The organism is Imperialibacter sp. (genome assembly GCF_040222815.1).
Taxonomy (GTDB): Bacteria; Bacteroidota; Bacteroidia; order Cytophagales; family Cyclobacteriaceae; genus Imperialibacter.
Map to the genome: position 1 here is coordinate 682,739 of NZ_JAVKCH010000022.1, position 20,927 is coordinate 703,665.

Below are 20,927 nucleotides of genomic sequence, written 5' to 3' on the forward strand. Positions count from 1 at the left end.
AATTGAAAGTTATGAAAAATTACCAATTAGCCACAGAACTATTAAATATATCGAGAACGATCTGGTCAAATATCTCTTCAACGAATGACTGCTCTTCGGATGAGAGGTTGGTGCTATTCTGGTCAAAATCCCTGTAGAAAGAGAAGTTTCTACTTTGGTAGTTGAAGGTTTCGTCTTTGGTGTTCGTGTAGGAAACTTTCACTGAAATTGTGATCCTGGTCAAGGCAGAGTAGCTCAGCCCGGACGTATTGTTGGCTTGCGGTGCAACCGGCGTTAATGTGTAATTTTCGATAGTGCCTTCAAACTGCAAATCTCCTTCGTCCTGCACGAGGGTAAGGCTTGTGTTCTTGGTGAAGTAATCTTTCAGCTTTTCGGTAAACAACACGCTCATGTTGGATGGCCCAAGTGGTGAGTTGTTGTAGAAGGTTTGGATGGACGCCGTTTTTACGTCAGGTGAAATGTTGGCACCGGTGAATGAATAGACACCACAGCCTGACAGACCACCAAGCAATAGCAGCAAACAGAGCCCGGCGCTATTCTTCAATCTCATACTGTTTGATCTTGCGGTAGAGTGTTCTTTCCGAAATGCCAAGGTCCTGTGCTGCATATTTTCTCTTATTGTTGTTTTTCAACAACGCCCGAATGATCATTTCCTTTTCTTTCTTCTCTAAAGAAAGTGACTCATTTTCTGTCTCCTCTGCCTCGTGGGTAATGTCTTCGATCCTGTTGGGGTCATACTTGCCCGAATGGCCCGAAGAAGATTGAGATGGTTGGATAAGGTAGGGAGTAGAGGGCTCGTCGGTTATTTCCTCAACCTCCTGATCCATATCTTCGAATAGATTCTGATGATCTCTTAAGATGTCATTCTTGCTGCCTTCGCTGTCATCAAGTAACCTGAAAACAAGTTTTTTGAGCTCCGACATGTCTTTCTTCATGTCAAAAAGGACTTTGTAGAGGATGTCTCTTTCGGAAAATGAGCTTTCGCCATTCACCTGCGACCGCAGCAATGCGGGAAGTCTTGACTCATTTTGGGGCAAATAGGTGGCCAGCCTTTCCGCAGTCACTTCCCGTTCCATTTCCAGCACCGACATTTGCTCTACCAGGTTTTTGAGCTGCCTGATGTTGCCGGGAAACCTGAATTTGAGCAGAACGATTTTAGCCTCTGGGGTTAGCTTAATAGGGGTGACCCTGTACTTTTCGGAGAAATCGGCGGCAAACTTTCTGAAAAGCAGATCGACGTCTTCGCCCCGCTCCCTAAGTGCAGGCACATATATCGGAACTGTATTAAGCCTGTAATAGAGATCTTCTCTGAATTTTTTGTTTTCTACGGCCTCCAGCAGGTTAACATTGGTGGCTGCAATTACCCTCACATCGCCTTTTTGCACTTTTGACGAGCCTACCTTAATGAATTCCCCGTATTCCAGCACCCGGAGAAGCCGGGCCTGCGTGCTCATGGGCATTTCACCGATTTCATCAAGAAATATCGTTCCGCCGTTGGTTACTTCGAAATACCCCTTTCTTGCTTCGTGCGCACCAGTGAATGAGCCTTTTTCGTGCCCAAAAAGCTCAGAGTCGATGGTGCCTTCCGGAATGGCGCCGCAGTTAATGGCGATGAACTGGCCGTGCTTGCGGTGGCTGAGCGAATGAATGATTTTCGAGAACGACTCCTTGCCGCTGCCGCTTTCGCCGGTGATGAGCACACTCATGTCGGTGGGGGCCACCTGCGAGGCTACCTGAATGGCATGATTGAGCGAAGGGCTACTGCCAACGATACCAAACCTCTGTTTTATACTTTGAATTTCCTCGTCTCTCACTGCCATCAACGTCTGTGAACAAAAATAAAAGTGTGATTACTTAATTGCCTCGCCAAGAAGTGTTCCGCCTGTGCATTCTTTTACGAGCACCTCTACATACTGTCCTTTTTTGAAATGCTCCTTTGGAAAAACGATCACTTTGTTGGCTGAATTGCGACCCTGAAGGTGTAAATCAGACTTTTTGGAAGCTCCTTCAATCAGTACAGTGTGTACTTTGTTCAACTCCCGCCGATTTCTTTCCAGTGCATGGAGCCTTTGTTTATCGATGATCTCCTGTAGTCTGCGTTTCTTCACTTCCAGAGGTATGTCGTCTACATACTTTTTTGCTGCCAATGTGCCAGGCCGTTCTGAATAGTAAAACATGTAGGCAAAGTCGTAGGTCACGTAGTCCATCAACGACAGCGTATCCTGATGTTCTTCCTCGGTTTCGTGGCAAAAGCCTGCAATCATATCTGACGATATGCCACAATCTTCACCCAGTATCCTGCGAATGGCATCCACCCGGTTGATGTACCACTCACGGTCGTAGGTGCGGTTCATCCTGCCGAGTACGGCTGAGTTCCCACTTTGAACTGGTAAATGAATGTATTTGCAGATGTTGTCATACTTTTTCATTGTATGCAACACCTCGTCGGTAATGTCTTTTGGGTGGGAGGTCGAAAACCTGATCCTCAAATCTGGGTGTGCCTCCGCTACCATTTCGAGCAGATGCGCAAAGTTGACAACGTCGGCTATTCCCTCTTTCTCCAGTCTTGCCTTGTTGTTTTCTAAATGTGACCACTTATAGGAGTCTACATTTTGGCCCAGCAGCGTCACTTCCCTGTAGCCATCGCTGAACAGTTGGGTGGCTTCAGCCACAATAGAGTAAGGGTCACGGCTGCGCTCTCGGCCACGGGTGAACGGCACCACACAGAATGAGCACATGTTGTCGCAGCCCCTCATGATGGAGATGAAGGCCGTTACACCGTTGGAATTGAGCCTGACCGGACTGATGTCGGCATAGGTTTCTTCTCTCGAAAGGAATGTGTTAACGCCCTTTTCGCCTTCTTCGGCCTGCCCCACCAGCAGCGGGAGGTCTCTGTAAGCATCCGGACCCACTACCAAATCCACGATCTTTTCTTCCTCCAGTAACTTTGACTTTAGTCGCTCAGCCATGCAGCCCAACACGCCAATAACTACTTCAGGTTTGCGCTTTTTCACCGTTTGGAACTGACCAAGGCGATGCCTGACAGTTTGCTCGGCTTTATCTCTAATGGAGCATGTATTTAGCAAAATGAGGTCAGCATCCTCATAAGAAGAAGTGGTGTCAAAGCCGTCCTTTTTTAGAATAGAAGTCACTATTTCACTATCCGAGAAGTTCATCTGACAGCCATATGACTCGATGTACATTTTCCTGGCAGTGGGGTTGTTCGACTCCTTTGATATTTTGACAGTCTCACAGGCGGCGACCTCCGGAGAGATGATATCTATGTCGTTAATTATTTGATCCATATGCTTTAAACACAAACTGGGAGCGCAAAAGCAGCACCTCATTCAATAAGTGTGCAAAGTTAACAATTGGGCATGAAAATGACAGAATGGCAGTAAAATAAAAAGGAGACAAAAAGCCTCCTTCTTATTTTCATACATCAAATAATTAAACCTACCTAAAACTCAGTTGCGCTTGCTTTGCTGACACCCACAGAGCAATTTCTTATTACTTATCGCCTATAATAGAATGGCGCTTGGTTGGTAAACTACCCGGGCGCAATTATGTTTGCGGTATTATATTATTTCTTGAGAAGAAAAAGTTCAGCAAAGTCATTCCTATGGCATTAATCAAAGCCGTAAAAGGCAAATACCCCAGCTTCGGAGTTAACTGCTGGTTTGCAGAGAATGCAACCATTGTAGGTGAAGTAGAAATGGGAAACAATTGTACGGTGTGGTTCAATGCGGTGGTGAGGGGTGATGTGAATGTCATTAAAATAGGTGACAATACGAATATCCAGGACGGTGCGGTGATTCACTGTACCTACCAGAAGTTTGCAACCACCATTGGCAGCAATGTTTCGATTGGGCACAATGCGATTGTACACGGGTGCACCATACACGACAATGTGCTGGTGGGCATGGGCGCCATAGTGATGGACGGAGTTGTGGTGGAGTCGGAGGCTTTGATTGCCGCAGGGGCCGTGGTGCTGGAGGGAACAAGAGTGGAGAGTGGTTTTATTTACGCAGGCGTTCCTGCAAGGAAGGTAAAACCCGTAAGCGACGAACTTCGTCAGGTATTCACACGCACGGCTGGTAATTACATCAAGTATTCAGAATGGTTTAAATAGAGTTGCTATGAGTCAATATTTAGTTTCGCAGGTGCTGGATCAAAGGCCAGCTTATGAGGAGTATCCACCATTCTATCACAAGTATGTGGATGCTCTCCCCTCAGGCAACCTGTTGCATATTCTTGAGGATCAGCTGCACACATTTACATTCATGCTCGAAAGGATCGAAAAGGGCCAATGGGACTACCGTTATGCGGAAGGTAAGTGGTCAGTAAAGGAAGTACTTGGTCACATTATCGACGCCGAGAGAGTGTTTGCTTTCAGAGCGGCCACTTTCGCCAGGGGTGATAAAAATGAGCTTCCGGGGTTTGATGAGAACGCCTATGTTGAAGAAAGTGACCTTGCCGAGGTCAGTCCTGAAAGCCTGCTGTTGCAGTTTAGTTACCTGAGGAAGGCTAATATTCTGCTTTATTCTTCCTTCACCAGAGAGGCCATTGCAAGGACGGGAATTTCAAACGGGAAATCAGTCAGTGTGGCAGCGATTGTATTCATTACTGCGGGCCATTTGCAGCACCATATGAACATATTGAAAGAACGTTACGGCCTTTAGCCTATGTTTAAGTACGACCCCGATAGGAAATACCCTAAGGAGACAGAAATGAAGGCGGTCATTCGCTTTCAGGACTGCGACCCGCTACAGCATTTGAACAATGCCAAATACTTCGACTATTTCTTCAATGCAAGGGAAGACCAGGTGCCGAAGCTTTACGATATCGAACCGTCGGAAATTTTCATCAAATACAAGCAGTCGTGGGTGGTGTACAATCACCAGATCGCCTATGTGAGGGCGGCGATGATGGGGGAGTGGGTAACGCTGATCTCCAGGATTATATGGCACGACAAGCAGAATGTGCTGGTAGAGTATGTGATGCTCAACAAGGAAAAGACGCAGCTCAAGACAGTGCTATGGACGCATCTTCGCTATATCGATGTAATGAAAGGCAGGTCAGCGGATCATCCGGAAGTGATCGAAAACTACCTGAAAGCCGCCTCCATTGAGGGATTTGACCATACTTTGATTACTTTTAACGAAAGAATTAAACAAATAAAGGACGGACTATAAACATATGAATTTCCTTATCAAGCTTCTACTCTCAGCTATTTCAGTAATCCTTACCTCTTACTTATTGCCGGGGGTTACTGTCGAAGGATTTTGGGTTGCTTTTCTGGTGGCAGTGTTTCTTTCGTTGCTCAACGTGACACTGAAGCCAATTTTGGTGTTGTTTACCATCCCCATTACTTTTTTAACGCTGGGGTTGTTTCTTTTAGTGATCAACGCACTGATCATTATGATTGCCGACTACTTTATCGATGGTTTCTACATTGACAACTTCTGGTGGGCGCTTGCCTTCAGTCTTATTCTCTCCATCATCAATTCTATGCTGAATGAGCTGAGTGCCAAATCAGACAACCCCGACCGTCGTCGTTAAGCGTTGATTTTGTCTTTCTGAATTTTGCTTAGAGGGGCATTCTTTTCGATGTACTGGATGATTTTGCCGGCGACGTCAACGCCGGTAGCTGACTCAATGCCTTTGAGACCAGGTGACGAATTCACCTCTATAATCAATGGTCCTCTGGATGACTGGAGCATGTCGACACCAGCTACCTGAAGCCCAAGTGCTTTGGCTGCCTTGATGGCTGCAGCAGTTTCTACCTTGCTCAGTTTGATGATGTCGGAGCTGCCGCCCCTATGCAAGTTGGAACGAAACTCGCCTTCTTTCCCCTGCCTTTTCATGGCTCCCACCACCTTGCCATCGACCACAAACGCCCTGATGTCAGCGCCTTTAGATTCTTTAATAAACTCCTGCACAATGATCCGGGCTTTCAGGTTGTGGAAGGCCTGGATAACTGAAGCAGCTGCTTTCTTTGTTTCTGCCAATACCACACCAAGCCCCTGAGTTCCTTCCAAAAGCTTAATAATGACAGGTGCACCTCCCACTTCCGAGATGATCTCATCCACATCCATGCTGTAGTTGGTGAAGACCGTTTTAGGCAGGCCAAGTCCGTCTCTGGAGAGTATCTGCAGGCTGCGCAGTTTATCTCTCGAACGGATAAGCGCCTGAGATTCCACAGTGGAAAACACTTTTTTCATTTCGAATTGCCTGACCACAGCCGACCCGTAGAAGGTCACGGATGCACCTATCCTTGGAATGACGGCATCGTAGTTTTCGAGGTACTTCCCATTGTAGTAAATGGCCGGTTTCTTTTGTTCGGTGATGATGATGCATTTCAGATGGTCGATCACATCCACCTCGTGCCCATGTTGTAGGGCAGCTTCGACCAGTCGTTGGGTAGAATAGAGTTTTGCATTGCGAGACAGGATGGCAATTTTCATCAAACAGAGGCTTTTTTCTAATGTGGTTAATGTCGCCGAAAGGTAGGCTAATTCACCAATAGTCCAAAAAAGTTGGAGAGGCTGATGAAAATATATAAGCCGGGCGGAGGAAGGAAGGCGGCAGCAGGAGACGCTGGAAAGATCATTTTGAAACAGCCCGGTTCCATATGTCCAGGTAGATCTTCCATTGTCCATCCAGCTTTTTCCAAACTATCACGTACTTTCCCCTCACGCCCTGAAACGGGTTGCCATCGTTGATGCCGCTTACTTCGTAGTAGCCGTGGTCGTAGGCGGTGCTGCCGGTAACGACGATTTCCACCGGATATATCTTGTGAAAAGTGGTCGTAGTGCCTGACCTTGGTGTCCAATACGACTTAATGTCTTTCGTTCCTGTGATGATGTCAAACCCGTTTGGGAAGATCGATGCGTCTGGAGTGTAGGCATTGGCAATGGCCTCTGTGTCCCTGTGGACTATGGCGTCAGAAAAGGCTGCGATATTCCTCCTGATAATCGTTTCGTCATCGATTTGGGCGTAGGCCGCTACCGAGTAGGAGAGTAAAAAGAGAAGAAATATGGTTTTCATTTTTTTCTTATTCTGAGAGTCCGGAATAGTCGAGTACAAACTGGGGGCAGCGGGGTTCACCCTTAAAAAAGTCACCTTTTTTGCCTTGTGTAACTGCCCATCTGTCCATCCAGGAGATGCCGCCGTTTCCTACAAAATGATCGGGTGTTGTGTAGGCGTCGTCTTTCAAGGCTTCCCCAAGACTGACAAAGGTATAGCCAATGCCCTGATAGGCGTCTAGCAACTCCCCGAGGTAATGTGCGTTCAGCATGTTTTCGTGAATGAGCAGGGTGTGGGCAATGGGCCTGCCGAAAAGCTTCAGGCTTTGTTGCTCATAGTATTTTACTTTTTCGGCCATATAGCTGATGTAGGCAGTGCCTACCTTGTCCATCATGGCCTTGTCCAACGCTTTGAATGCCTTGTCGAAGGCGCTGGCGAAAATCCATTCTGAATTGTCGATGGTAACGGGCGCTTCGATGTACCCGTGGGCTGGCAGGTATTCTTCCAACGCTTTTACCTTCTCTTCGGTGTTTCCCCGATGCAAGTAGGGATGCCTGAAGTATTGGTAGGTTTTTCCAGCCTCAGCCATTAACTTTTTGGTAACGGGCTCACCTTTTTCAATGATCTCGAAGAATTGCTCTGGTGTCAGCTGATTGTAGTCCTTGTGGCTGTAGGTGTGGTTGCCCAGCTCGAGCCCGCTGCTGAGCCAGGCGGCCAGCATTTCGTAGCGATAGTCAATGATGTTGCCGCCACGGTATAGCTTCTGCTCGTTAACGAACCCAATGGCAGGTACCTTTCTTTCGGTGAGGTGAGCAAGGAGTTTTTTGTTCAATTCCACCAACGCAACGGAATCATGACCACCCATTTGTGCAGGAAGGTCGTCGATGGTGACAGCCATTGTTTTAGGCTGTGCCACCGCACCAAGGGCAGCAAATAGGAGTAGGGCAAGCAGTTTGTTTTTCATTCTTTGATCAGGTTAAATAGTCGGCTCCAGCGAATTCTGGCAGGCAGTGTGTACCAGGACCCTTCTTCTGACGAGAAGAGCACCATGACGGGCTTTCCTACGATATGATCTTCGGGAACAAAACCCCAGGTTCTTGAGTCCTCGGAGTTGTGTCGGTTGTCGCCCATCATGAAGTAGTAATTTTGTTGGAAAGTGTAAGTGGTCGTTTCGTAGCCATTAATATAGAGCTTCCCATCGACAACCTCTGCATTTTTCCAGCCTTCAAAGCGGACGATGACTCCTCCATAGACGGATAAGGTTTGCTCATCTATCACAACGTTCTGGCCTTTGGCAGGCAGCCATACCGGGCCAAAACTATCCGTTGTCCAGCCGTGAGGCGCAGCCTTTGGAAAGCTGGCCGAACCACCCGAATTGTAGTTCATCTCCACATGCTCTACTTTAGAAACAAACGGCAGCTTTTGTATGGCCTCAGCGGTGGCAGGTTCGGTCTGCACGTAGTAGCCGCCGTTCACTTCCTGGTGCTCGCTTATGTTGTTGGCTTCAAAGAAACGGTCTTTCAGTGGCTGCTTGCCAGCAATAAAATAGCTTGACTGGAGGTGAGCTGGCAACGGCATAACGCTGTCGTTCACTGTCAGCAGGCCATCTACTACTTTCAGCGAGTCGCCAGGCAGCCCCACACATCGCTTCACCCAATGAGACTTCAAGTCGGTGGGGTGCTGGTCTTCGTACGGATAGTTGAACACCACAGGCTCCATCCGTTTCACCTGCCTCAAGCCGGGCAGCCGGTACATGGGCAGCTTTATCCAGTTGAGGTAGGAGGGGACTTCGGTGCCCCAGAAGTTTTGATGAGTGAGCGGAAACTGGATAGGAGTGGCCAGGGTGCGGGTGCCGTAATGCAGCTTGCTCACTACAATCACGTCGCCTACAAGCATGGTTCCTTCCATGGAGGGCGTGGGAATAATGAACTGCTCGAACAGCAGCCAGCGGAACAGCGTGGCCACCACGACGGCAAACAGGATGGACTCTCCCCAGTCTTTCAGGGCAGACTTCTTCTGTTTGCCCGCTTTGGCAGGCATGGTATCAATCATCGGAAACTTGATTAATCAGTGAAGAATATGCGGCTTATTTTGCTTCTCCGAGGTATTGCGATGGGTCTACTCTTTTTCCGTTGTGTATCACTTCGTAGTGGAGGTGCGGGGCTGTAGATCTTCCAGAGCTGCCTGATAAAGCTATCAACTGCCCTTTTTTCACACTGTCGCCCACTTTCACTTTGGCTTCAGAAAGCTGGGCATATACTGTCTGATAGCCTTCGTCGTGCTTGAGGGTGACCATAATGCCATAGCCATCGGGGTCGTTGATCACTTTTTCAACCATACCGTCTGCCGTGGCTACAATAGCAGTGCCCGTAGGCGTTACGATATCGATACCAAGGTGCATCTTGGTCTTTTTATCAAAGGGATCCTTTCTTTGCCCAAAAGCTGAACTAACCCTGAAATCCTGGTCTGTAGGCTTTCTGTCGGGGCGGTCTTTAGCACCCACATTCACCACAATGAAGAGCAGACCTATGGCCATCATGGGCGTGATCCACCCCAGGGGCTGTTTCTTCAACTGGTAATACCGGCGAGTTCTCTTCACCTGCTTGCTTACTTTTTTCATTTCGTTGGTGCCAAATGTGCTGATGGCAATACTCATAGCGAGGTCAAATGAATGCCCTTCCTCCATGTATGCTTCAATGGCGCAGCAAGTATGATCAAGCAGCTCGTTGCCAAGGATTGTGTTTCCACACTGAGCAGCAATTGCCTGCTCCACATTTTTGATTTGTGTTTCTGTGAGTTCTCTCATGACTTAAGAGGTTTTAGGGTTCAATAAAAATTGCATCGTGCTGATAAAGCTGGAAAATTCCTCCAGCTTGCTGGCAGTTTGTACGTCGCCTTTCGGTGTCAGAGAGTAATACTTCCTGATACGTTTGCCAATATTGATGGTTTCGGTGACCAGCAGCCCCTCGGCTTCAAGTTTGTGCAAAGCAGGATATAAAGCACCTTCGGTAAGTTGTATTTTACCTTCGGTTTGCTCCTTCACTTTTTGAGTGATTTCGTAACCATACATCCTGCCGTTTTCAGCGAGCAGCTTCAAAACGATGGTTTGAAGTGTTCCTTTTAATAGTTCTTTCGAATACATAAGGCAAATATATATAGAAGTCTTATGTATTGTCAAGTGAATGCCTAAGAAAATTAGGTATTGGCTAAAAAGTAATGGCTACAAAGAACTCAGGGTAGGTTTTCTTATTGCTTCCCGTGTTTACATCGGCTGTGTAGACAGAGTAGTTGACACCTACGACAGAAGTAATATAAGGATTGATGGGGATTTCAACACCTGCTCCACCCACAGCCCCGAAGTATTTGTTGTTGAGCGCCCCGGAGTCGACGTAACCATCTTCCTCAATAAGGGTGTTTTGTCCATTGAGGAATTGGTAACGGTCAGTAAGAGAGTAAGCTTTGGTAGAAAGGCCCATTTGAAAGGCGGGACCAGCCTGGATATAGGGTGAGATTTTATAGTAGGGAAACCGGTACTTCAACATCAGCGGGATGTCGAGGTCGGTGTGTTTGAGGTAGTGCGTGTTTTGAGAGGTGATACCAGTTTCAATATTGCTGAACTGGTTTTGGGTACTAAATGAATAATGGGCTACAGTTAGCTGGGTGACTAAGAAAATTTGAGGCCTATAGGAAAGCGGCAGTTCAATATAAGCGCCAATTGACGGAGCGATGTGCTCTTCGGGAACATTAGGAAAGAATTTGCTTTCAATCACGTTCTGGTACATTCGGACGCCGACGGCCGGGCCTATCCTGAACTTAGGGAAGGGCTTGTGCACACAGTCATTGTACTGTGAAATGAAATATGTAAGGTTGGCCGACTTGTATTTGGCGAGCCGAATCGTCTTCTCTGTCAGGTAGCAGTCTTCCAATTGCGTTGAAAGCACGTCTTTATAGTAATTATCGGAGCCATTTTCTTCATCCAGGGCGATTATTTCCCCATCTTTTTCAAGTAGATAAGATTTGCTTTTGCCCTGCTCCTGAAGCAGCAACGATACCTTTCCATCTTCCAGCTCTTCGAAAAATTGCCTTTTGTCGTTATGGTCTCTGGCTACCCACTTCCTGCCATCGGCCAGGCCAAATTCGAGGGCTTCTTCCGGCGTAAAATCTTTCTTATTGCCGTTGTTAAACTCGAAAGTCACTTTGTTGGGGTTCGGCTTTTCCAGGCCGTGAATGGCACCGTAATAGAGGATGTCTTTTGTTTTCAGGTAAGCCTCCTTTTGAGCGGTGAGCATGTAAGGAAGTGCGAGCAGCAATAGCGCCAGGATAGGTTTCAGTGATTGTGACATGGTATATTAACAACTAAACGCTGAATATACCTATGTCACATCACATCTAACAACCAAAAAAATGTCATTTCCGGTTAATAGGCTTCTATTGGCGAGAGATTAGTTTTTTGTAAGCCTTTCTCAATTCTTCTTCTTTGGCAAAAGCCTCCTTTTCCCATTTCCGCTGTCGGTAGGGGATGCTTGCCGAATCAAATATCAGCTGCCCCTGCCAGCGAAACATGGTGTTGTTTATCCGCATCAAATCTCCATGTGCGTATTGCGCCACATGCACCATTTCGTGGGCCAGCGCCCGGCTCAGGTCGTCAATAGGCAGTGCTGCATTGAGCTTGATCATTACGTTTCGCAGGTGCAGCACCTCATTTTCATCGTGCACCATCATGCCGCTGATATTGTCCGGCAAGTTGTGAGAAAGCATCACCATAACGATGAGAGGCTGCCCGGATGCAATGTTTAGCTCATCGGCGTAAAACCTGGCTTGTTCGATGATTTGCTCTGCGTTGTTGCCGAAGCCTGTTGAGTAGATGCTTAGTTGGCGGCCCGCTGCGCTGCTACATATAAGTGCTGCGGCTAAAGATGAAAAAATCCAGTTCATGTTGTTCTGAGTTGACCATACTCATTGAACGTGGGAGGGGAGTATTTGCTTCAGTGCACCTTTGAAGAGTGGGTTTCCACTGAAGAACGACAAGTTTCACCCTACCAACGGATATCGTGCAGGGTCAGCCGCCGCAGCACCTCTTCTTTGTAGGTGCGGCCAATGGGCAGGGTAGTGTTGGGTAGTTCAATGTGAGAATTGCTAAAGGCTTTGGTGTGTCGGATGGCCACAAGGTAGGAACGGTGGATTCGTATGAAGTCCAACTCAGGTAAGTCCTTTTCAATGGCAGTTACGGAGGTGTAAGACACAACAGAGGCCCCATCTGCTAAATGGAAAACCACGTGGTCACGGATGCTTTCCACAAAATGAATGTCACCAGCGTCAATCCTGAAGGTCTTGTTTTCGGCTTTTACAAGCAGCGTTTTTTGTTGCGTTGAGCCGACCATCAGGTCGAGCTCCTTTTTTCTGTCAAATGCTTTGTTCACTGCCTTGAGAAACTTCTCGAAGCTAATCGGCTTGATCAGGTAGTCTATGGCATGGGTGTCATAACTCTGCACGGCCAAATCCCGGGAAGCAGTGGTGAAAACAATCATCGGCGTTTTTCCCAGCGTTCTGGCGAACTCAAGTCCGGTAACTTCCGGCATTTTAATGTCGAGAAACACCACATCGACTGACGTACTTTTCAGCCAGGTATTGGCCTCGGCCACGTGGCGACATTTGGCGACAAGCTCAAGATTGTCGAGTCGTTCCACGTAGTTGTGGATGACCTCAATGGCCAGCGGCTCATCGTCCACTATCAGGCAGCTAAGCTTCAAGAGCAGCCTCCTTTCTTTGGTCTTCCAATGGCAACTGCACTGTCAGTGAAAAGCTTTCAGGAAGCTCTTTGAGCTTAAAATTGGCTCTTTTTCCATATATCAGCTCGATTCGGCGCATCACATTTTGCAGGCCTACCCCGTAGTGTGAGGTGGCTTTTCCCCTTTCGATAGGTTGGGGCGCTTTGGTGTTGTAAGTGCTAAAGGAAAGGTACTTCCCTTTTATAGTTGCTTCGATGTTGATCGTAAAGAGGCCGTTTCTATCTGGTTTTCCGTGTTTAAAACAGTTTTCTACCAGCGGGATGAGCAACATTGGTGGAATATCATATCCCGCAACCTCTTCCGGCAGCGCCATCTCCAGCTTCAACTCATTGCCGAACCTGAGCTTCTCCAGTTCCACATAGTCGTGCAGGTGTTTCACCTCCGACTGCAGACTTACTTTCTTCTTGTCCGACTCATAAATAACGTATTCCATTAGCGAGGAGAGCTTCAGAATGGCATCGGCTGCTTTGTCCGACTTGTTCAATACGAGGGAATAGAGGTTGTTCAGCGTGTTGAAAAAGAAGTGTGGGTTGATTTGCGTCTTCAGAAAGGTGAGCTCGTTGCGGAGGCGCTGCTGCTCTACCTGTTGCAGCTTTTGCTGCTGCAGGTATTGGTCTTTCAGTATTTTGATGGCCGAGGTCACGAAAAGGATCATTGTGATGTGGCTGGCCGTTGAGCTGAACTTGCGGGGAGCGTAGAGCAAGTCGGGGTTGAAACGATAAATGCCCGAAGCTATCATTCCCCTGATCACCTCTGATTGCAGCACGGTGGCCACAAAAACAAGGCAGATCAAGCTGATGCCATAGTAAAAGTACTTTCTGTGGCTGAGTAGCTTCGGCATGAGGAAGTACATATGCACGTAAACAACGGCTACTTTTACAGGGAGCTCTACAAATTGCGTAATGGGAGAGTACTCATAGTACTCGATATACATGTAAACCCGGTAGAAATAGTACGCCACCCAAAACAGTAGGTGAGCATATATCCGGTTGTTAACATCAAGTAAATTGGGTGCCAGTCGACGCATAATGTGTTATATGCCTCGTTTAACGGATTTTGTAGAAATGGTTGCGTCGGTGTAAGATTTTAAATGGAATTACTGATAAGGCACTCTCAGCCTGATGGACGAAAAGTAAGAGATGCTTAAATTTGGCCACTGCTGCGTTATGAGATGTTGAACAAAAGCTTATGCAATGAAAAGAAGTGAATTTACCGCAAACAGACTGCGTGAAGTATTGCTGGATGGACGCTGGGTGGCGAACACCAACTACAAGGAGCAAATAGAAAACGTGACATGGCAGCAGGCCATACAAAAAGTGGGCGACCTCAACACCATTGCGTTGCTCACTTATCATGTCAACTACTATTTGGCTGGGATACTGAATGTGTTTGGAGGTGGCGGCCTCGAAATCAGGGACAAGTACAGCTTTGATCTGCCACCTATAACATCGGAAGCTGATTGGAAACGCCTGGTTGAGGACTTCCTGGAGAACGCTGAAAAATTTGTGGAACATTTGGGCAAAATGCCCGACGGGAAGTTGGACGAAGCTTTCGTAGACGAAAAGTATGGCACCTACTGGCGCAATATGGAAGGGGTAATCGAGCACTGCTACTACCACCTGGGGCAGATTTCTTTGATCAAAAAACTGATAGTAGAGAACCATAAGTAAGATATTTGCTGAAAGTTGCCGCCGGGCTTTGCTGTATTTTGAGTAGCCCATTGCCCTGGCTCGTTTTGTAAATACTGCCCTATACCGACCTTTTAGGCTTGGTGGGGGCTTTTTCGTGTCAAATAGAGGCAAAAGAAGTGCCTGACAAGCGGGCCAATGCAGCCGGATGATCGGAATCATTACCATCTTTTGGTATATTGGTAAAAGGCGGTCGTCAATTAGGGTTAAACAGAAAGGGCACAAGCTGATGAATAAGCAGAAAAACCAAACCATTTGGGAGGAGCGATTAAGAACGTATGAAGAGCTAGTCTCCAAATGCCCAAGATTTGAAAGAAAGGGTAAAACAATGCCTTACACTTCGGCTAATGGATACATGTTTTCGCTGCTCAACAAAGCTGGTGAAATAGGCATCCGCTTTTCGAAAGAAGTGCAGAAAAAGTACATGGAAGAATTCGATTCCAGTGTCTTCAAGTCATATAACTCGATCATGCATGGCTATGTATTAATTCCAGAAGTGATGCTGGGTGATCTGGACAACTTAGCAAAGTATTTGAACGAAAGCTATGACTACGTCATGACTCTTGAGCCCAAATAGAAGGTGCCGGTAGCTCACTTGCGGCATCGGTAGTTTGTTTTCACACGAGTAAAAAAGCAAAACAATCAAAACCACTAATTCGAACGATTAGCTTGATAGAAACACAGAAGACCGCCAAACAATGGCGGCCCTTATCTTCTCTGTGCGAAACGCAAGTAAGTCTTTCCTTGCTTCTACTTCCTGTACTCACCTTGCCGCTCCACCATCCACCCTGGGTACTGGGAAGCCAGCGGACTGACTGCCTCTATTTTTGCCAGGTCGTCGGCTGTTAACACTATTTCGGTAGAGCCGATATTGGCCTTTAGCTGTTCCTGGGTTTTGGCACCAATAATGGTGCTGGTGACGCCGGGCTGATGCCGCACCCATGCCAGGGCTATTTGGGCCGTGGTCACGCCATGCGCTTTCGCAATGCCGCCCATTACCTCTACCAAATCATAAGCTTTTTCTTTGTCCAGTGGAGGGAAGTCAAAATTGGCCCTTCTACCGTTGGCGTCACTGCTGCCTTCTCTGGTGTATTTGCCGGAGAGGAAGCCACCTGCCAGCGGACTCCAGGGGAAGATTGCCAGCTTGTGGTCAGCCGCCATGGGCACCAGCTCATGCTCGATGTCCCTCGTCACAGCAGAGTAATGGTATTGCAAGCCTATGAACTTGTGCCAGCCGTTATAGTGGGCCACGGCTTGTGCTTTGGCCACCATCCACGCAGGCCAGTTGCAAATGGCGATGTAACGCACCTTCCCACTGTCTACAATGTCGTTGAGCGACCTTACTATTTCTTCAATGGATGTTCGTGGATCAACGCCGTGCACATACAGCAGGTCGATGTGGTCTACCTGCAGCCTTTGCAAGCTGGCCTCCACCGAATTGAATATATGGTAGCGGGAAAGGCCCACATTGTTGGGCTGCGAGCCCATAGGCCCCAGCACCTTAGTGGCAATCACTACCTCATCTCTTTTTGCACCTATGTCCTTTAGGCCCTGGCCCAGTAGCTGCTCCGACTGCCCAAAGGAATACACATTGGCTGTATCGATAAAATTGATGCCCGACTCAATTACAGCACCCAGCATATCGTTCACCTCTTTTTGCTGCAGCTGGCCTAATTTGCTCCACATGCCGGCGTCCTGGCCACCGAAGGTCATGGTGCCAAAACATAGCTCCGATACCTTTAGTCCGGTATCGCCGATATAGTTGTAGTTCATTGTAATTGGTTTTGTGTTTAAAAATTTGTCTTAGCTGCTCTATCAGCTTCCGTGCGCATAATGTCGTTTTGTTAAGAGCATTCTACCCTTTTATTCCCTAAGCCGGGCACCCCTAAAGGGCTCTGCTAATTATGATTCGTCTCCCTTTAGGGCTGGAGTAAAAAATGAATTGAGCAACTGAACCTCTTAACAAAACGACATTGTGTGCATGCAGTATGAAGCAGCATCACAAAGGTGGGCAGAGCAGGCCGGTTGGCTATAGCCCGCTTCAATCAAAAAATATCGAAAATCAAACAATTGCTACTGCGTGCGGTAGAGTCGGGGAGTAACGTTCTCCGCTTTCTTAAAGAACGAGATAAAATGCGACGGCTCTTCAAAGCCAAGGCAATAACCAATTTCTGATATTTGCCAGTTGGTGTGCCTGAGCAAAATTCTGGCCTCCTGCATAATGCGGCTGGAGATCAGCTGCGAAGTGGTCTGCCCCATGGTCGCTTTCAGTGCCCGGTTCAGGTGATTGATGTGCACCGAGAGGTTGTTGGCAAAGTCGTTTGGGGTTCTTAGCTTCATTCGCTGGATGGGAGACTCAATCGGAAACTGGCGTTCAAGCAATTCGGAGAAAAGGGAGGAGATCCTGTCGTTGGCAGTAGAATGTGAGTAGAGAGAGGCCTCAGCCGGCTTGAGTTTGATCGCTTTGTGGATCAGCTGGATCACCAGCGTTTTAATGAGATCGTACTTGTAGGCGTAATCAGAGTTGATTTCTTCTATCATTTGAAGGTAAAACCTGTTGATCTCTTCAATGTCGCCCGGGTCTACTTCGTAAATGGGTGTGCTGCCGGGTTGGAAAATGGGGTAGTCTCGGATAGCTCCGAAGTTGGTGAAAAACTCCTCTGTAAATACACAAAAGTACCCAGTCTGATTGTCGCTCAGACGTTCCCAGTTGTAGGGGATCATAGGATTGGCAAATGCCAGTGCTGCGTTTTTTACCTCAACCGTTTTGTCAGCATAGAAGTACCTGATGCTGCCGATCAGGAAGCTGATTTTATAATACTCCCGCCGGCTATAAGGCACCGGCTTGGGATCGGGGCCAATGAAGTCCTGATAGTTGAACACATTGAACTGCCCGACACCGCCCTGAATGCTCTCAGGCTGGCGGCGGAGTTTCTTCCGGTAGAGTTCCTCGAGGGTCAGCGGTTTGTCCATGATGTAAAGTTATAGAATTCAAATAAGATTGTGCGAGTGCGATGGAATTTGAACATACCTTTCTTCGCCGAAAACCCCGAAAAGCCAAAACACAAACCAGAGGAGATTCCGTATATTCGGTTGCTATGTTATTTTGATAAAACCCGAGAGCGATAAATGAACCCATACATAAAACGGATCAAAGACTTATCCTACAAGCTCGATCTTGAGATCCACGCAGAGTTAGAGAAAGTGTTTGTTGATAAAAAGTTCTCAAAAGGTGCTCACCTGCTGCGACCCGGGCAGGTATGCACCGCTCACCTGCTGATCAAGGAGGGTATAGCGAGGAAGTTTTACCTGCACAACCATAAAGAGATCACGACTGAGATCTACTTTCACGACGATGTGGCCGTGTCGCTCGACAGCTACATCATGCAGAAGCCCGGCGATGTGTATGTGGAGGCCTTAACAGCGCTGGAGGTAACTATTATTGACTACGGCCGCTTTGGCAAAGTGAAAAACACCTACCCCGAGGTAATGATGCTCGACAAAATGTTTATCGAGTACTACGCCGTTTGGTTTGAACAACGGCTCAGGGAGTTTCAAACCCTCGACGCCTCCCAGCGCTACCTCAAGCTGCTCGAAAGGGAACCTCACATCGTTCAATTCCTCCCCGTCACCATCATTGCCTCTTATCTGAACGTTTCGCTGGAAACGCTGTCCCGCATCAGGGCGAAGGTTTCGTCCGAGTGATTATTTGACTTAAGTCAAATTCCTGCCTTGTCGAATCCCGTTATTTTGAGAAAGCCACGGAGCATGTGGCTTTAAAAACCAAATAATGCGGAGATGAAAGCAGTAGTATTCAAAAAGTACGGAAAACCTGACGTGCTGCAAATGGCTGAGGTGGAAAAGCCCGTGCCTAAAAGCGATGAGGTACTCGTTAAAATATACGCTACCTCGGTAACAGCTGAAGACCCTAAGATGAGAGCCTTCGATCATCCACCTCTGTTGAAGCTGCCGGTGGGCCTGATGTTTGGGTTCAGAAAACCAAAGAATCCAGTGCTGGGTATCGAATTTTCCGGGGTGGTGGAGGCCATCGGCAGCAAGGTGAAAAACTACCAGATAAACGACCAGGTGTTTGGCTACACAGGCCTCAGCTTTGGTGCCTATGCCGAATACAAATGCCTGCCTGAAAGTGCTTTGATGCATTTGAAGCCTCAAAACCTATCATTCGCTGAGGCGGCTACCATGGTGAACGGTCCACTGTCGGCGCTGGTGTATTTGAAGAAAAAGGGCAAAATAGAAAAAGGCCACCGGGTGCTCATTTACGGTGCGTCGGGCTCGGTGGGCACTGCCGCCGTTCAGCTGGCGAAGTACTTCGGCGCCCATGTAACGGGGGTGTGCAGCACCAAAAACCTTGCACTGGTGAAGTCGATTGAGGCAGACGAAGTGATTGACTACACTGAAGATGACTACACTGACACCGACAAGCGGTATGACATAGTGTTTGACGCCGTGGGCAAAACTTCCATGAAGGAATGCATGAACTTGCTGACCCCAAAGGGCAAATACCTGTTGACCGAGTTTGGCCTGCGGCACATGCTGGCGGCCATGTACAGCTCCGTTTTTAAGCGCAAAAAGGTAGTGATAGCGTCGTCAAACTTTTATTGGAAAAGGGAGGACCTGGTCTTTCTGAAAGGGCTGGCTGAGCAAGGGCATTACAGGCCGGTGGTCGACAGGAGCTTTCCGTTGGCTGACATCGCTGAGGCGCATACCTATGTGGCCTCGGGGCGCAAGGTGGGCAACGTGGCGGTGGTGGTTTGTGGTGGTGACACGGGAGGTTAAGCAGAAAAGGCTGTAAAAGGTGCTGCCATCACTCACCAGCACCCCAAAACCCGGAGGAGATTTGGGCGGGGTGTGGAGATGCAACTCCAAAATTTCGGACGGGTTGTGAATACACAACCCTAAACTGAATACACAACTTCCACGTCGGCTCGCTCTCCCGATAGCTGCCTTAGGAACCGCAATCGACCACGCCTACACTTCGTTGCGGCAGGCAAGTATGACGCTGATCTCGAGAGGACACATGTACTTTAAGGCTTCTCCAAAAAAACAATCGGCCAAAAGATGATTTCTACTCTTCGATTAAGCAGTTTTCCTTCCCATTTTTTGTTGTCGAAGCAGGGGTTTTCCTGCCCGAAGACCTTGATGGAGATGTTCCACCAAGCCTTGCTGCGTGAACACCTCGCTCGGTATTGCCTTCAGGCCAGCTCGTTGCGCCGACTCAGTGGTGAAGTGTTTATCATATTGGAAGCATGACGTTTGTCATTCTATATCAAGCCTGATAGAGGTACTTTTCTGAAACATTAATTCAGAAAAGAGCATCATGAATGGCAAAAACAACATCGCAATAGGTTTTTTGACAATGGGCTTCTTCATGGCCTATGGTTTTCTGTTGATTTATCTCCGGGACTTTGCTCCGGGGAAAGAGGAGTGGGTCAACTCTTACAGTATTGGCAAACATTTTGAAACCCGCCTGGCACACGTGCATGGCAACCTGTTCGCATTTCTAAATATCCTTATTGGCTACTTACTGCTGCGCTTTGGCGACAACCTGAAAAATGTGAAAGCCGTTTCCTGGCTGGCTTTAACAGGCTTGCTGATGCCTATTGGCATTCTGTCCGAAGTGTATTTTGGCTTGCCACCTGCTTTAGTATTGGTAGGGGCCATCGCCATGACGGCGTCGGTAGTTTGGCTTGGTTTGGCTTTTCTCAACATGAAATCGCTAGCGCCATCATGAAAAAGGTCATCCTTTACCTGGTAAGTACTGTATTGGCAGCCTTTGGGCTATTGACGCTCTTTTTAAGTACGTCAGTCATCTTCGATTTATTTGGCATCAGAGCAAAAGAAGGGAACTATGTGTTGTTCGTTGTCTGGTCAAATTTCATCAGCAGCTTCCTTTATCTTATCGCCGTTTATGGCCTGCTAGCCTCAAAAAACTGGACGTATAAAACCCTGGGGCTTTCGGCGGCCCTATTGACTGCCACATTTGTTGGCTTCCTGTTTTATATCCAATCGGGCGGTATTCACGAAGCCAAAACTGTTGGTGCAATGGTATTCAGAATTGCCCTGACGTTAACATTTGCGCTGTTTGCTTATTTCACCATTAACAAAAGAAAATGAACATTAAAGATCTGCATCAGGACACAAAAGCGGTTTCCACAGCTGCGTTATTTAAATCGCCGGAAGGTAGTGCCGTCTCCATGCAAATATTAGCAGGAGAGCAATTAAAGGAACATGTTTCAAAAGTGCCGGCATTGTTGCTTTGCCTGACTGGCGAGGTGGTTTTTGAAAATGAGGAGGGGGTTAAACTTCCGTTGACGGCTGGCGATTATGTCAACATTGAACCACGAATCAAGCATTGGATAAATGCAAAGCACAAAAGCAGCTTGCTACTGATCAAGTGATG

The 20,927-nt window shown here is 47.6% G+C and carries 26 protein-coding genes; 11 read left to right on the plus strand and 15 right to left on the minus strand.

The genetic code is table 11. The features are described from left to right. Positions 1-19: 19 nt before the first annotated feature. The 3 genes from lptE to miaB are packed head-to-tail and all read right to left on the minus strand — an operon-like array spanning position 20 to position 3,305. The gene (lptE, locus tag RIF36_RS12635) at positions 20-550 is read right to left on the minus strand and encodes an LPS assembly lipoprotein LptE (protein WP_350069079.1); all 531 of its coding nucleotides are present in this window, start codon (positions 548-550) and stop codon (positions 20-22) included. Next, positions 534-1,820, minus strand: coding sequence for a sigma-54 interaction domain-containing protein (locus tag RIF36_RS12640; protein ID WP_151999950.1), 1,287 nt, complete (start codon positions 1,818-1,820; stop codon positions 534-536). The genes lptE and RIF36_RS12640 overlap by 17 nt, the downstream gene beginning before the upstream one ends. Positions 1,821-1,850: 30 nt before the next feature. Then, positions 1,851-3,305 (minus strand): tRNA (N6-isopentenyl adenosine(37)-C2)-methylthiotransferase MiaB, encoded by a 1,455-nt coding sequence (gene miaB, locus RIF36_RS12645; RefSeq protein ID WP_350069082.1) that lies wholly within the window; start codon positions 3,303-3,305, stop codon positions 1,851-1,853. A gap of 317 nt (positions 3,306-3,622) precedes the next feature. On the opposite strand from miaB, the gene RIF36_RS12650 reads away from it, so the two are divergent. The 4 genes from RIF36_RS12650 to RIF36_RS12665 are packed head-to-tail and all read left to right on the plus strand — an operon-like array spanning position 3,623 to position 5,562. Next, positions 3,623-4,132 carry a gamma carbonic anhydrase family protein gene (locus RIF36_RS12650; protein WP_350123818.1) on the plus strand — a complete coding sequence of 170 codons (510 nt, stop codon included), beginning with the start codon at positions 3,623-3,625 and terminating at the stop codon, positions 4,130-4,132. A gap of 7 nt (positions 4,133-4,139) precedes the next feature. Continuing rightward, positions 4,140-4,682, plus strand: a complete 543-nt coding sequence (locus RIF36_RS12655) for a DinB family protein (RefSeq protein WP_350123821.1) — start codon at positions 4,140-4,142, stop codon at positions 4,680-4,682. 3 nt (positions 4,683-4,685) lie between these two features. Next, on the plus strand, positions 4,686-5,195 hold the full coding sequence (locus RIF36_RS12660) for an acyl-CoA thioesterase (protein ID WP_350069088.1): 510 nt from the start codon (positions 4,686-4,688) through the stop codon (positions 5,193-5,195). A gap of 4 nt (positions 5,196-5,199) precedes the next feature. After that, positions 5,200-5,562 (plus strand): phage holin family protein, encoded by a 363-nt coding sequence (locus RIF36_RS12665; RefSeq protein WP_317491396.1) that lies wholly within the window; start codon positions 5,200-5,202, stop codon positions 5,560-5,562. On the opposite strand, the gene rimK is transcribed toward RIF36_RS12665, so the two are convergent. The 10 genes from rimK to RIF36_RS12715 all read right to left on the minus strand — a co-directional run bounded on the left by rimK (position 5,559) and on the right by RIF36_RS12715 (position 13,845). Next, positions 5,559-6,467 (minus strand): 30S ribosomal protein S6--L-glutamate ligase, encoded by a 909-nt coding sequence (gene rimK / locus RIF36_RS12670; RefSeq protein ID WP_350123824.1) that lies wholly within the window; start codon positions 6,465-6,467, stop codon positions 5,559-5,561. The genes RIF36_RS12665 and rimK overlap by 4 nt on opposite strands. Before the next feature lie 142 nt (positions 6,468-6,609). After that, positions 6,610-7,050: a YybH family protein gene (locus RIF36_RS12675; protein WP_350069097.1), complete on the minus strand. Its 441-nt coding sequence runs from the start codon at positions 7,048-7,050 to the stop codon at positions 6,610-6,612. A 7-nt stretch (positions 7,051-7,057) separates the two neighbouring features. Further along, positions 7,058-7,993 (minus strand): polysaccharide deacetylase family protein, encoded by a 936-nt coding sequence (locus RIF36_RS12680; RefSeq protein WP_350123827.1) that lies wholly within the window; start codon positions 7,991-7,993, stop codon positions 7,058-7,060. Continuing rightward, complete coding sequence (gene lepB, locus RIF36_RS12685; RefSeq protein WP_350123830.1) at positions 7,990-9,081, minus strand: signal peptidase I; 1,092 nt, start codon at positions 9,079-9,081, stop codon at positions 7,990-7,992. Before lepB ends, RIF36_RS12680 begins: the two co-directional genes overlap by 4 nt. Positions 9,082-9,115: 34 nt before the next feature. Continuing rightward, a complete protein-coding gene (locus tag RIF36_RS12690) occupies positions 9,116-9,835 on the minus strand; it encodes a M23 family metallopeptidase (RefSeq protein WP_350149355.1) in 720 nt (239 codons plus the stop codon). 3 nt (positions 9,836-9,838) lie between these two features. Continuing rightward, complete coding sequence (locus RIF36_RS12695) at positions 9,839-10,171, minus strand: PadR family transcriptional regulator (protein ID WP_350128166.1); 333 nt, start codon at positions 10,169-10,171, stop codon at positions 9,839-9,841. Between the two features lie 64 nt (positions 10,172-10,235). Next, a complete protein-coding gene (locus tag RIF36_RS12700; RefSeq protein WP_350128163.1) occupies positions 10,236-11,372 on the minus strand; it encodes an outer membrane beta-barrel protein in 1,137 nt (378 codons plus the stop codon). 85 nt (positions 11,373-11,457) lie between these two features. Continuing rightward, a complete protein-coding gene (locus tag RIF36_RS12705) occupies positions 11,458-11,964 on the minus strand; it encodes a hypothetical protein (protein WP_350128160.1) in 507 nt (168 codons plus the stop codon). Positions 11,965-12,065: 101 nt separating this feature from the next. Beyond that, positions 12,066-12,779: a LytR/AlgR family response regulator transcription factor gene (locus RIF36_RS12710; protein ID WP_350128157.1), complete on the minus strand. Its 714-nt coding sequence runs from the start codon at positions 12,777-12,779 to the stop codon at positions 12,066-12,068. After that, positions 12,769-13,845 carry a sensor histidine kinase gene (locus tag RIF36_RS12715; RefSeq protein WP_350128154.1) on the minus strand — a complete coding sequence of 359 codons (1,077 nt, stop codon included), beginning with the start codon at positions 13,843-13,845 and terminating at the stop codon, positions 12,769-12,771. The genes RIF36_RS12710 and RIF36_RS12715 overlap by 11 nt, the downstream gene beginning before the upstream one ends. Positions 13,846-14,011: 166 nt before the next feature. Between RIF36_RS12715 and RIF36_RS12720 the strand changes: the two genes are divergently transcribed. Both RIF36_RS12720 and RIF36_RS12725 read left to right on the plus strand, forming a co-directional pair. Beyond that, on the plus strand, positions 14,012-14,488 hold the full coding sequence (locus RIF36_RS12720; protein ID WP_350128152.1) for a DinB family protein: 477 nt from the start codon (positions 14,012-14,014) through the stop codon (positions 14,486-14,488). Positions 14,489-14,735: 247 nt separating this feature from the next. Next, a complete protein-coding gene (locus RIF36_RS12725) occupies positions 14,736-15,083 on the plus strand; it encodes a hypothetical protein (RefSeq protein WP_350069127.1) in 348 nt (115 codons plus the stop codon). A gap of 173 nt (positions 15,084-15,256) precedes the next feature. Here RIF36_RS12725 and RIF36_RS12730 read toward each other — a convergent pair whose 3' ends face one another. Both RIF36_RS12730 and RIF36_RS12735 read right to left on the minus strand, forming a co-directional pair. Beyond that, positions 15,257-16,279, minus strand: coding sequence for an aldo/keto reductase (locus tag RIF36_RS12730; protein WP_350128149.1), 1,023 nt, complete (start codon positions 16,277-16,279; stop codon positions 15,257-15,259). A 300-nt stretch (positions 16,280-16,579) separates the two neighbouring features. Next, positions 16,580-17,479, minus strand: coding sequence for a helix-turn-helix domain-containing protein (locus RIF36_RS12735; RefSeq protein WP_350128146.1), 900 nt, complete (start codon positions 17,477-17,479; stop codon positions 16,580-16,582). A 156-nt stretch (positions 17,480-17,635) separates the two neighbouring features. Here RIF36_RS12735 and RIF36_RS12740 point away from each other — a divergent pair, with 156 nt between their 5' ends. The 5 genes from RIF36_RS12740 to RIF36_RS12760 all read left to right on the plus strand — a co-directional run bounded on the left by RIF36_RS12740 (position 17,636) and on the right by RIF36_RS12760 (position 20,925). Beyond that, complete coding sequence (locus RIF36_RS12740; protein WP_350128143.1) at positions 17,636-18,211, plus strand: Crp/Fnr family transcriptional regulator; 576 nt, start codon at positions 17,636-17,638, stop codon at positions 18,209-18,211. Positions 18,212-18,304: 93 nt separating this feature from the next. Next, the gene (locus tag RIF36_RS12745; RefSeq protein ID WP_350128140.1) at positions 18,305-19,303 is read left to right on the plus strand and encodes an NAD(P)-dependent alcohol dehydrogenase; all 999 of its coding nucleotides are present in this window, start codon (positions 18,305-18,307) and stop codon (positions 19,301-19,303) included. 541 nt (positions 19,304-19,844) lie between these two features. Continuing rightward, positions 19,845-20,258 (plus strand): hypothetical protein, encoded by a 414-nt coding sequence (locus RIF36_RS12750; RefSeq protein WP_350069142.1) that lies wholly within the window; start codon positions 19,845-19,847, stop codon positions 20,256-20,258. Then, positions 20,255-20,641 (plus strand): hypothetical protein, encoded by a 387-nt coding sequence (locus tag RIF36_RS12755; RefSeq protein WP_350128137.1) that lies wholly within the window; start codon positions 20,255-20,257, stop codon positions 20,639-20,641. Before RIF36_RS12750 ends, RIF36_RS12755 begins: the two co-directional genes overlap by 4 nt. Next, positions 20,638-20,925: a cupin domain-containing protein gene (locus RIF36_RS12760; protein WP_350128134.1), complete on the plus strand. Its 288-nt coding sequence runs from the start codon at positions 20,638-20,640 to the stop codon at positions 20,923-20,925. The genes RIF36_RS12755 and RIF36_RS12760 overlap by 4 nt, the downstream gene beginning before the upstream one ends. Positions 20,926-20,927 lie beyond the last annotated feature (2 nt).

Excerpts from the sequence above, each read along its gene's own strand:
- RIF36_RS12730 (WP_350128149.1), bottom strand. The coding sequence starts at position 16,279 with ATGAACTACAACTATATCGGCGATACCGGACTAAAGGTATCGGAGCTA.
- RIF36_RS12740 (WP_350128143.1), top strand. The coding sequence starts at position 17,636 with ATGAACCCATACATAAAACGGATCAAAGACTTATCCTACAAGCTCGAT.
- RIF36_RS12735 (WP_350128146.1), bottom strand. The coding sequence starts at position 17,479 with ATGGACAAACCGCTGACCCTCGAGGAACTCTACCGGAAGAAACTCCGC.
- RIF36_RS12665 (WP_317491396.1), top strand. The coding sequence starts at position 5,200 with ATGAATTTCCTTATCAAGCTTCTACTCTCAGCTATTTCAGTAATCCTT.
- RIF36_RS12715 (WP_350128154.1), bottom strand. The coding sequence starts at position 13,845 with ATGCGTCGACTGGCACCCAATTTACTTGATGTTAACAACCGGATATAT.
- RIF36_RS12650 (WP_350123818.1), top strand. The coding sequence starts at position 3,623 with ATGGCATTAATCAAAGCCGTAAAAGGCAAATACCCCAGCTTCGGAGTT.
- lptE (WP_350069079.1), bottom strand. The coding sequence starts at position 550 with ATGAGATTGAAGAATAGCGCCGGGCTCTGTTTGCTGCTATTGCTTGGT.
- RIF36_RS12760 (WP_350128134.1), top strand. The coding sequence starts at position 20,638 with ATGAACATTAAAGATCTGCATCAGGACACAAAAGCGGTTTCCACAGCT.
- RIF36_RS12655 (WP_350123821.1), top strand. The coding sequence starts at position 4,140 with ATGAGTCAATATTTAGTTTCGCAGGTGCTGGATCAAAGGCCAGCTTAT.
- RIF36_RS12725 (WP_350069127.1), top strand. The coding sequence starts at position 14,736 with ATGAATAAGCAGAAAAACCAAACCATTTGGGAGGAGCGATTAAGAACG.
- rimK (WP_350123824.1), bottom strand. The coding sequence starts at position 6,467 with ATGAAAATTGCCATCCTGTCTCGCAATGCAAAACTCTATTCTACCCAA.
- RIF36_RS12695 (WP_350128166.1), bottom strand. The coding sequence starts at position 10,171 with ATGTATTCGAAAGAACTATTAAAAGGAACACTTCAAACCATCGTTTTG.
- RIF36_RS12680 (WP_350123827.1), bottom strand. The coding sequence starts at position 7,993 with ATGAAAAACAAACTGCTTGCCCTACTCCTATTTGCTGCCCTTGGTGCG.
- RIF36_RS12640 (WP_151999950.1), bottom strand. The coding sequence starts at position 1,820 with ATGGCAGTGAGAGACGAGGAAATTCAAAGTATAAAACAGAGGTTTGGT.
- RIF36_RS12720 (WP_350128152.1), top strand. The coding sequence starts at position 14,012 with ATGAAAAGAAGTGAATTTACCGCAAACAGACTGCGTGAAGTATTGCTG.
- RIF36_RS12755 (WP_350128137.1), top strand. The coding sequence starts at position 20,255 with ATGAAAAAGGTCATCCTTTACCTGGTAAGTACTGTATTGGCAGCCTTT.
- RIF36_RS12675 (WP_350069097.1), bottom strand. The coding sequence starts at position 7,050 with ATGAAAACCATATTTCTTCTCTTTTTACTCTCCTACTCGGTAGCGGCC.
- RIF36_RS12660 (WP_350069088.1), top strand. The coding sequence starts at position 4,686 with ATGTTTAAGTACGACCCCGATAGGAAATACCCTAAGGAGACAGAAATG.
- RIF36_RS12690 (WP_350149355.1), bottom strand. The coding sequence starts at position 9,835 with ATGAGAGAACTCACAGAAACACAAATCAAAAATGTGGAGCAGGCAATT.
- miaB (WP_350069082.1), bottom strand. The coding sequence starts at position 3,305 with ATGGATCAAATAATTAACGACATAGATATCATCTCTCCGGAGGTCGCC.
- RIF36_RS12745 (WP_350128140.1), top strand. The coding sequence starts at position 18,305 with ATGAAAGCAGTAGTATTCAAAAAGTACGGAAAACCTGACGTGCTGCAA.
- lepB (WP_350123830.1), bottom strand. The coding sequence starts at position 9,081 with ATGATTGATACCATGCCTGCCAAAGCGGGCAAACAGAAGAAGTCTGCC.
- RIF36_RS12700 (WP_350128163.1), bottom strand. The coding sequence starts at position 11,372 with ATGTCACAATCACTGAAACCTATCCTGGCGCTATTGCTGCTCGCACTT.
- RIF36_RS12705 (WP_350128160.1), bottom strand. The coding sequence starts at position 11,964 with ATGAACTGGATTTTTTCATCTTTAGCCGCAGCACTTATATGTAGCAGC.
- RIF36_RS12750 (WP_350069142.1), top strand. The coding sequence starts at position 19,845 with ATGAATGGCAAAAACAACATCGCAATAGGTTTTTTGACAATGGGCTTC.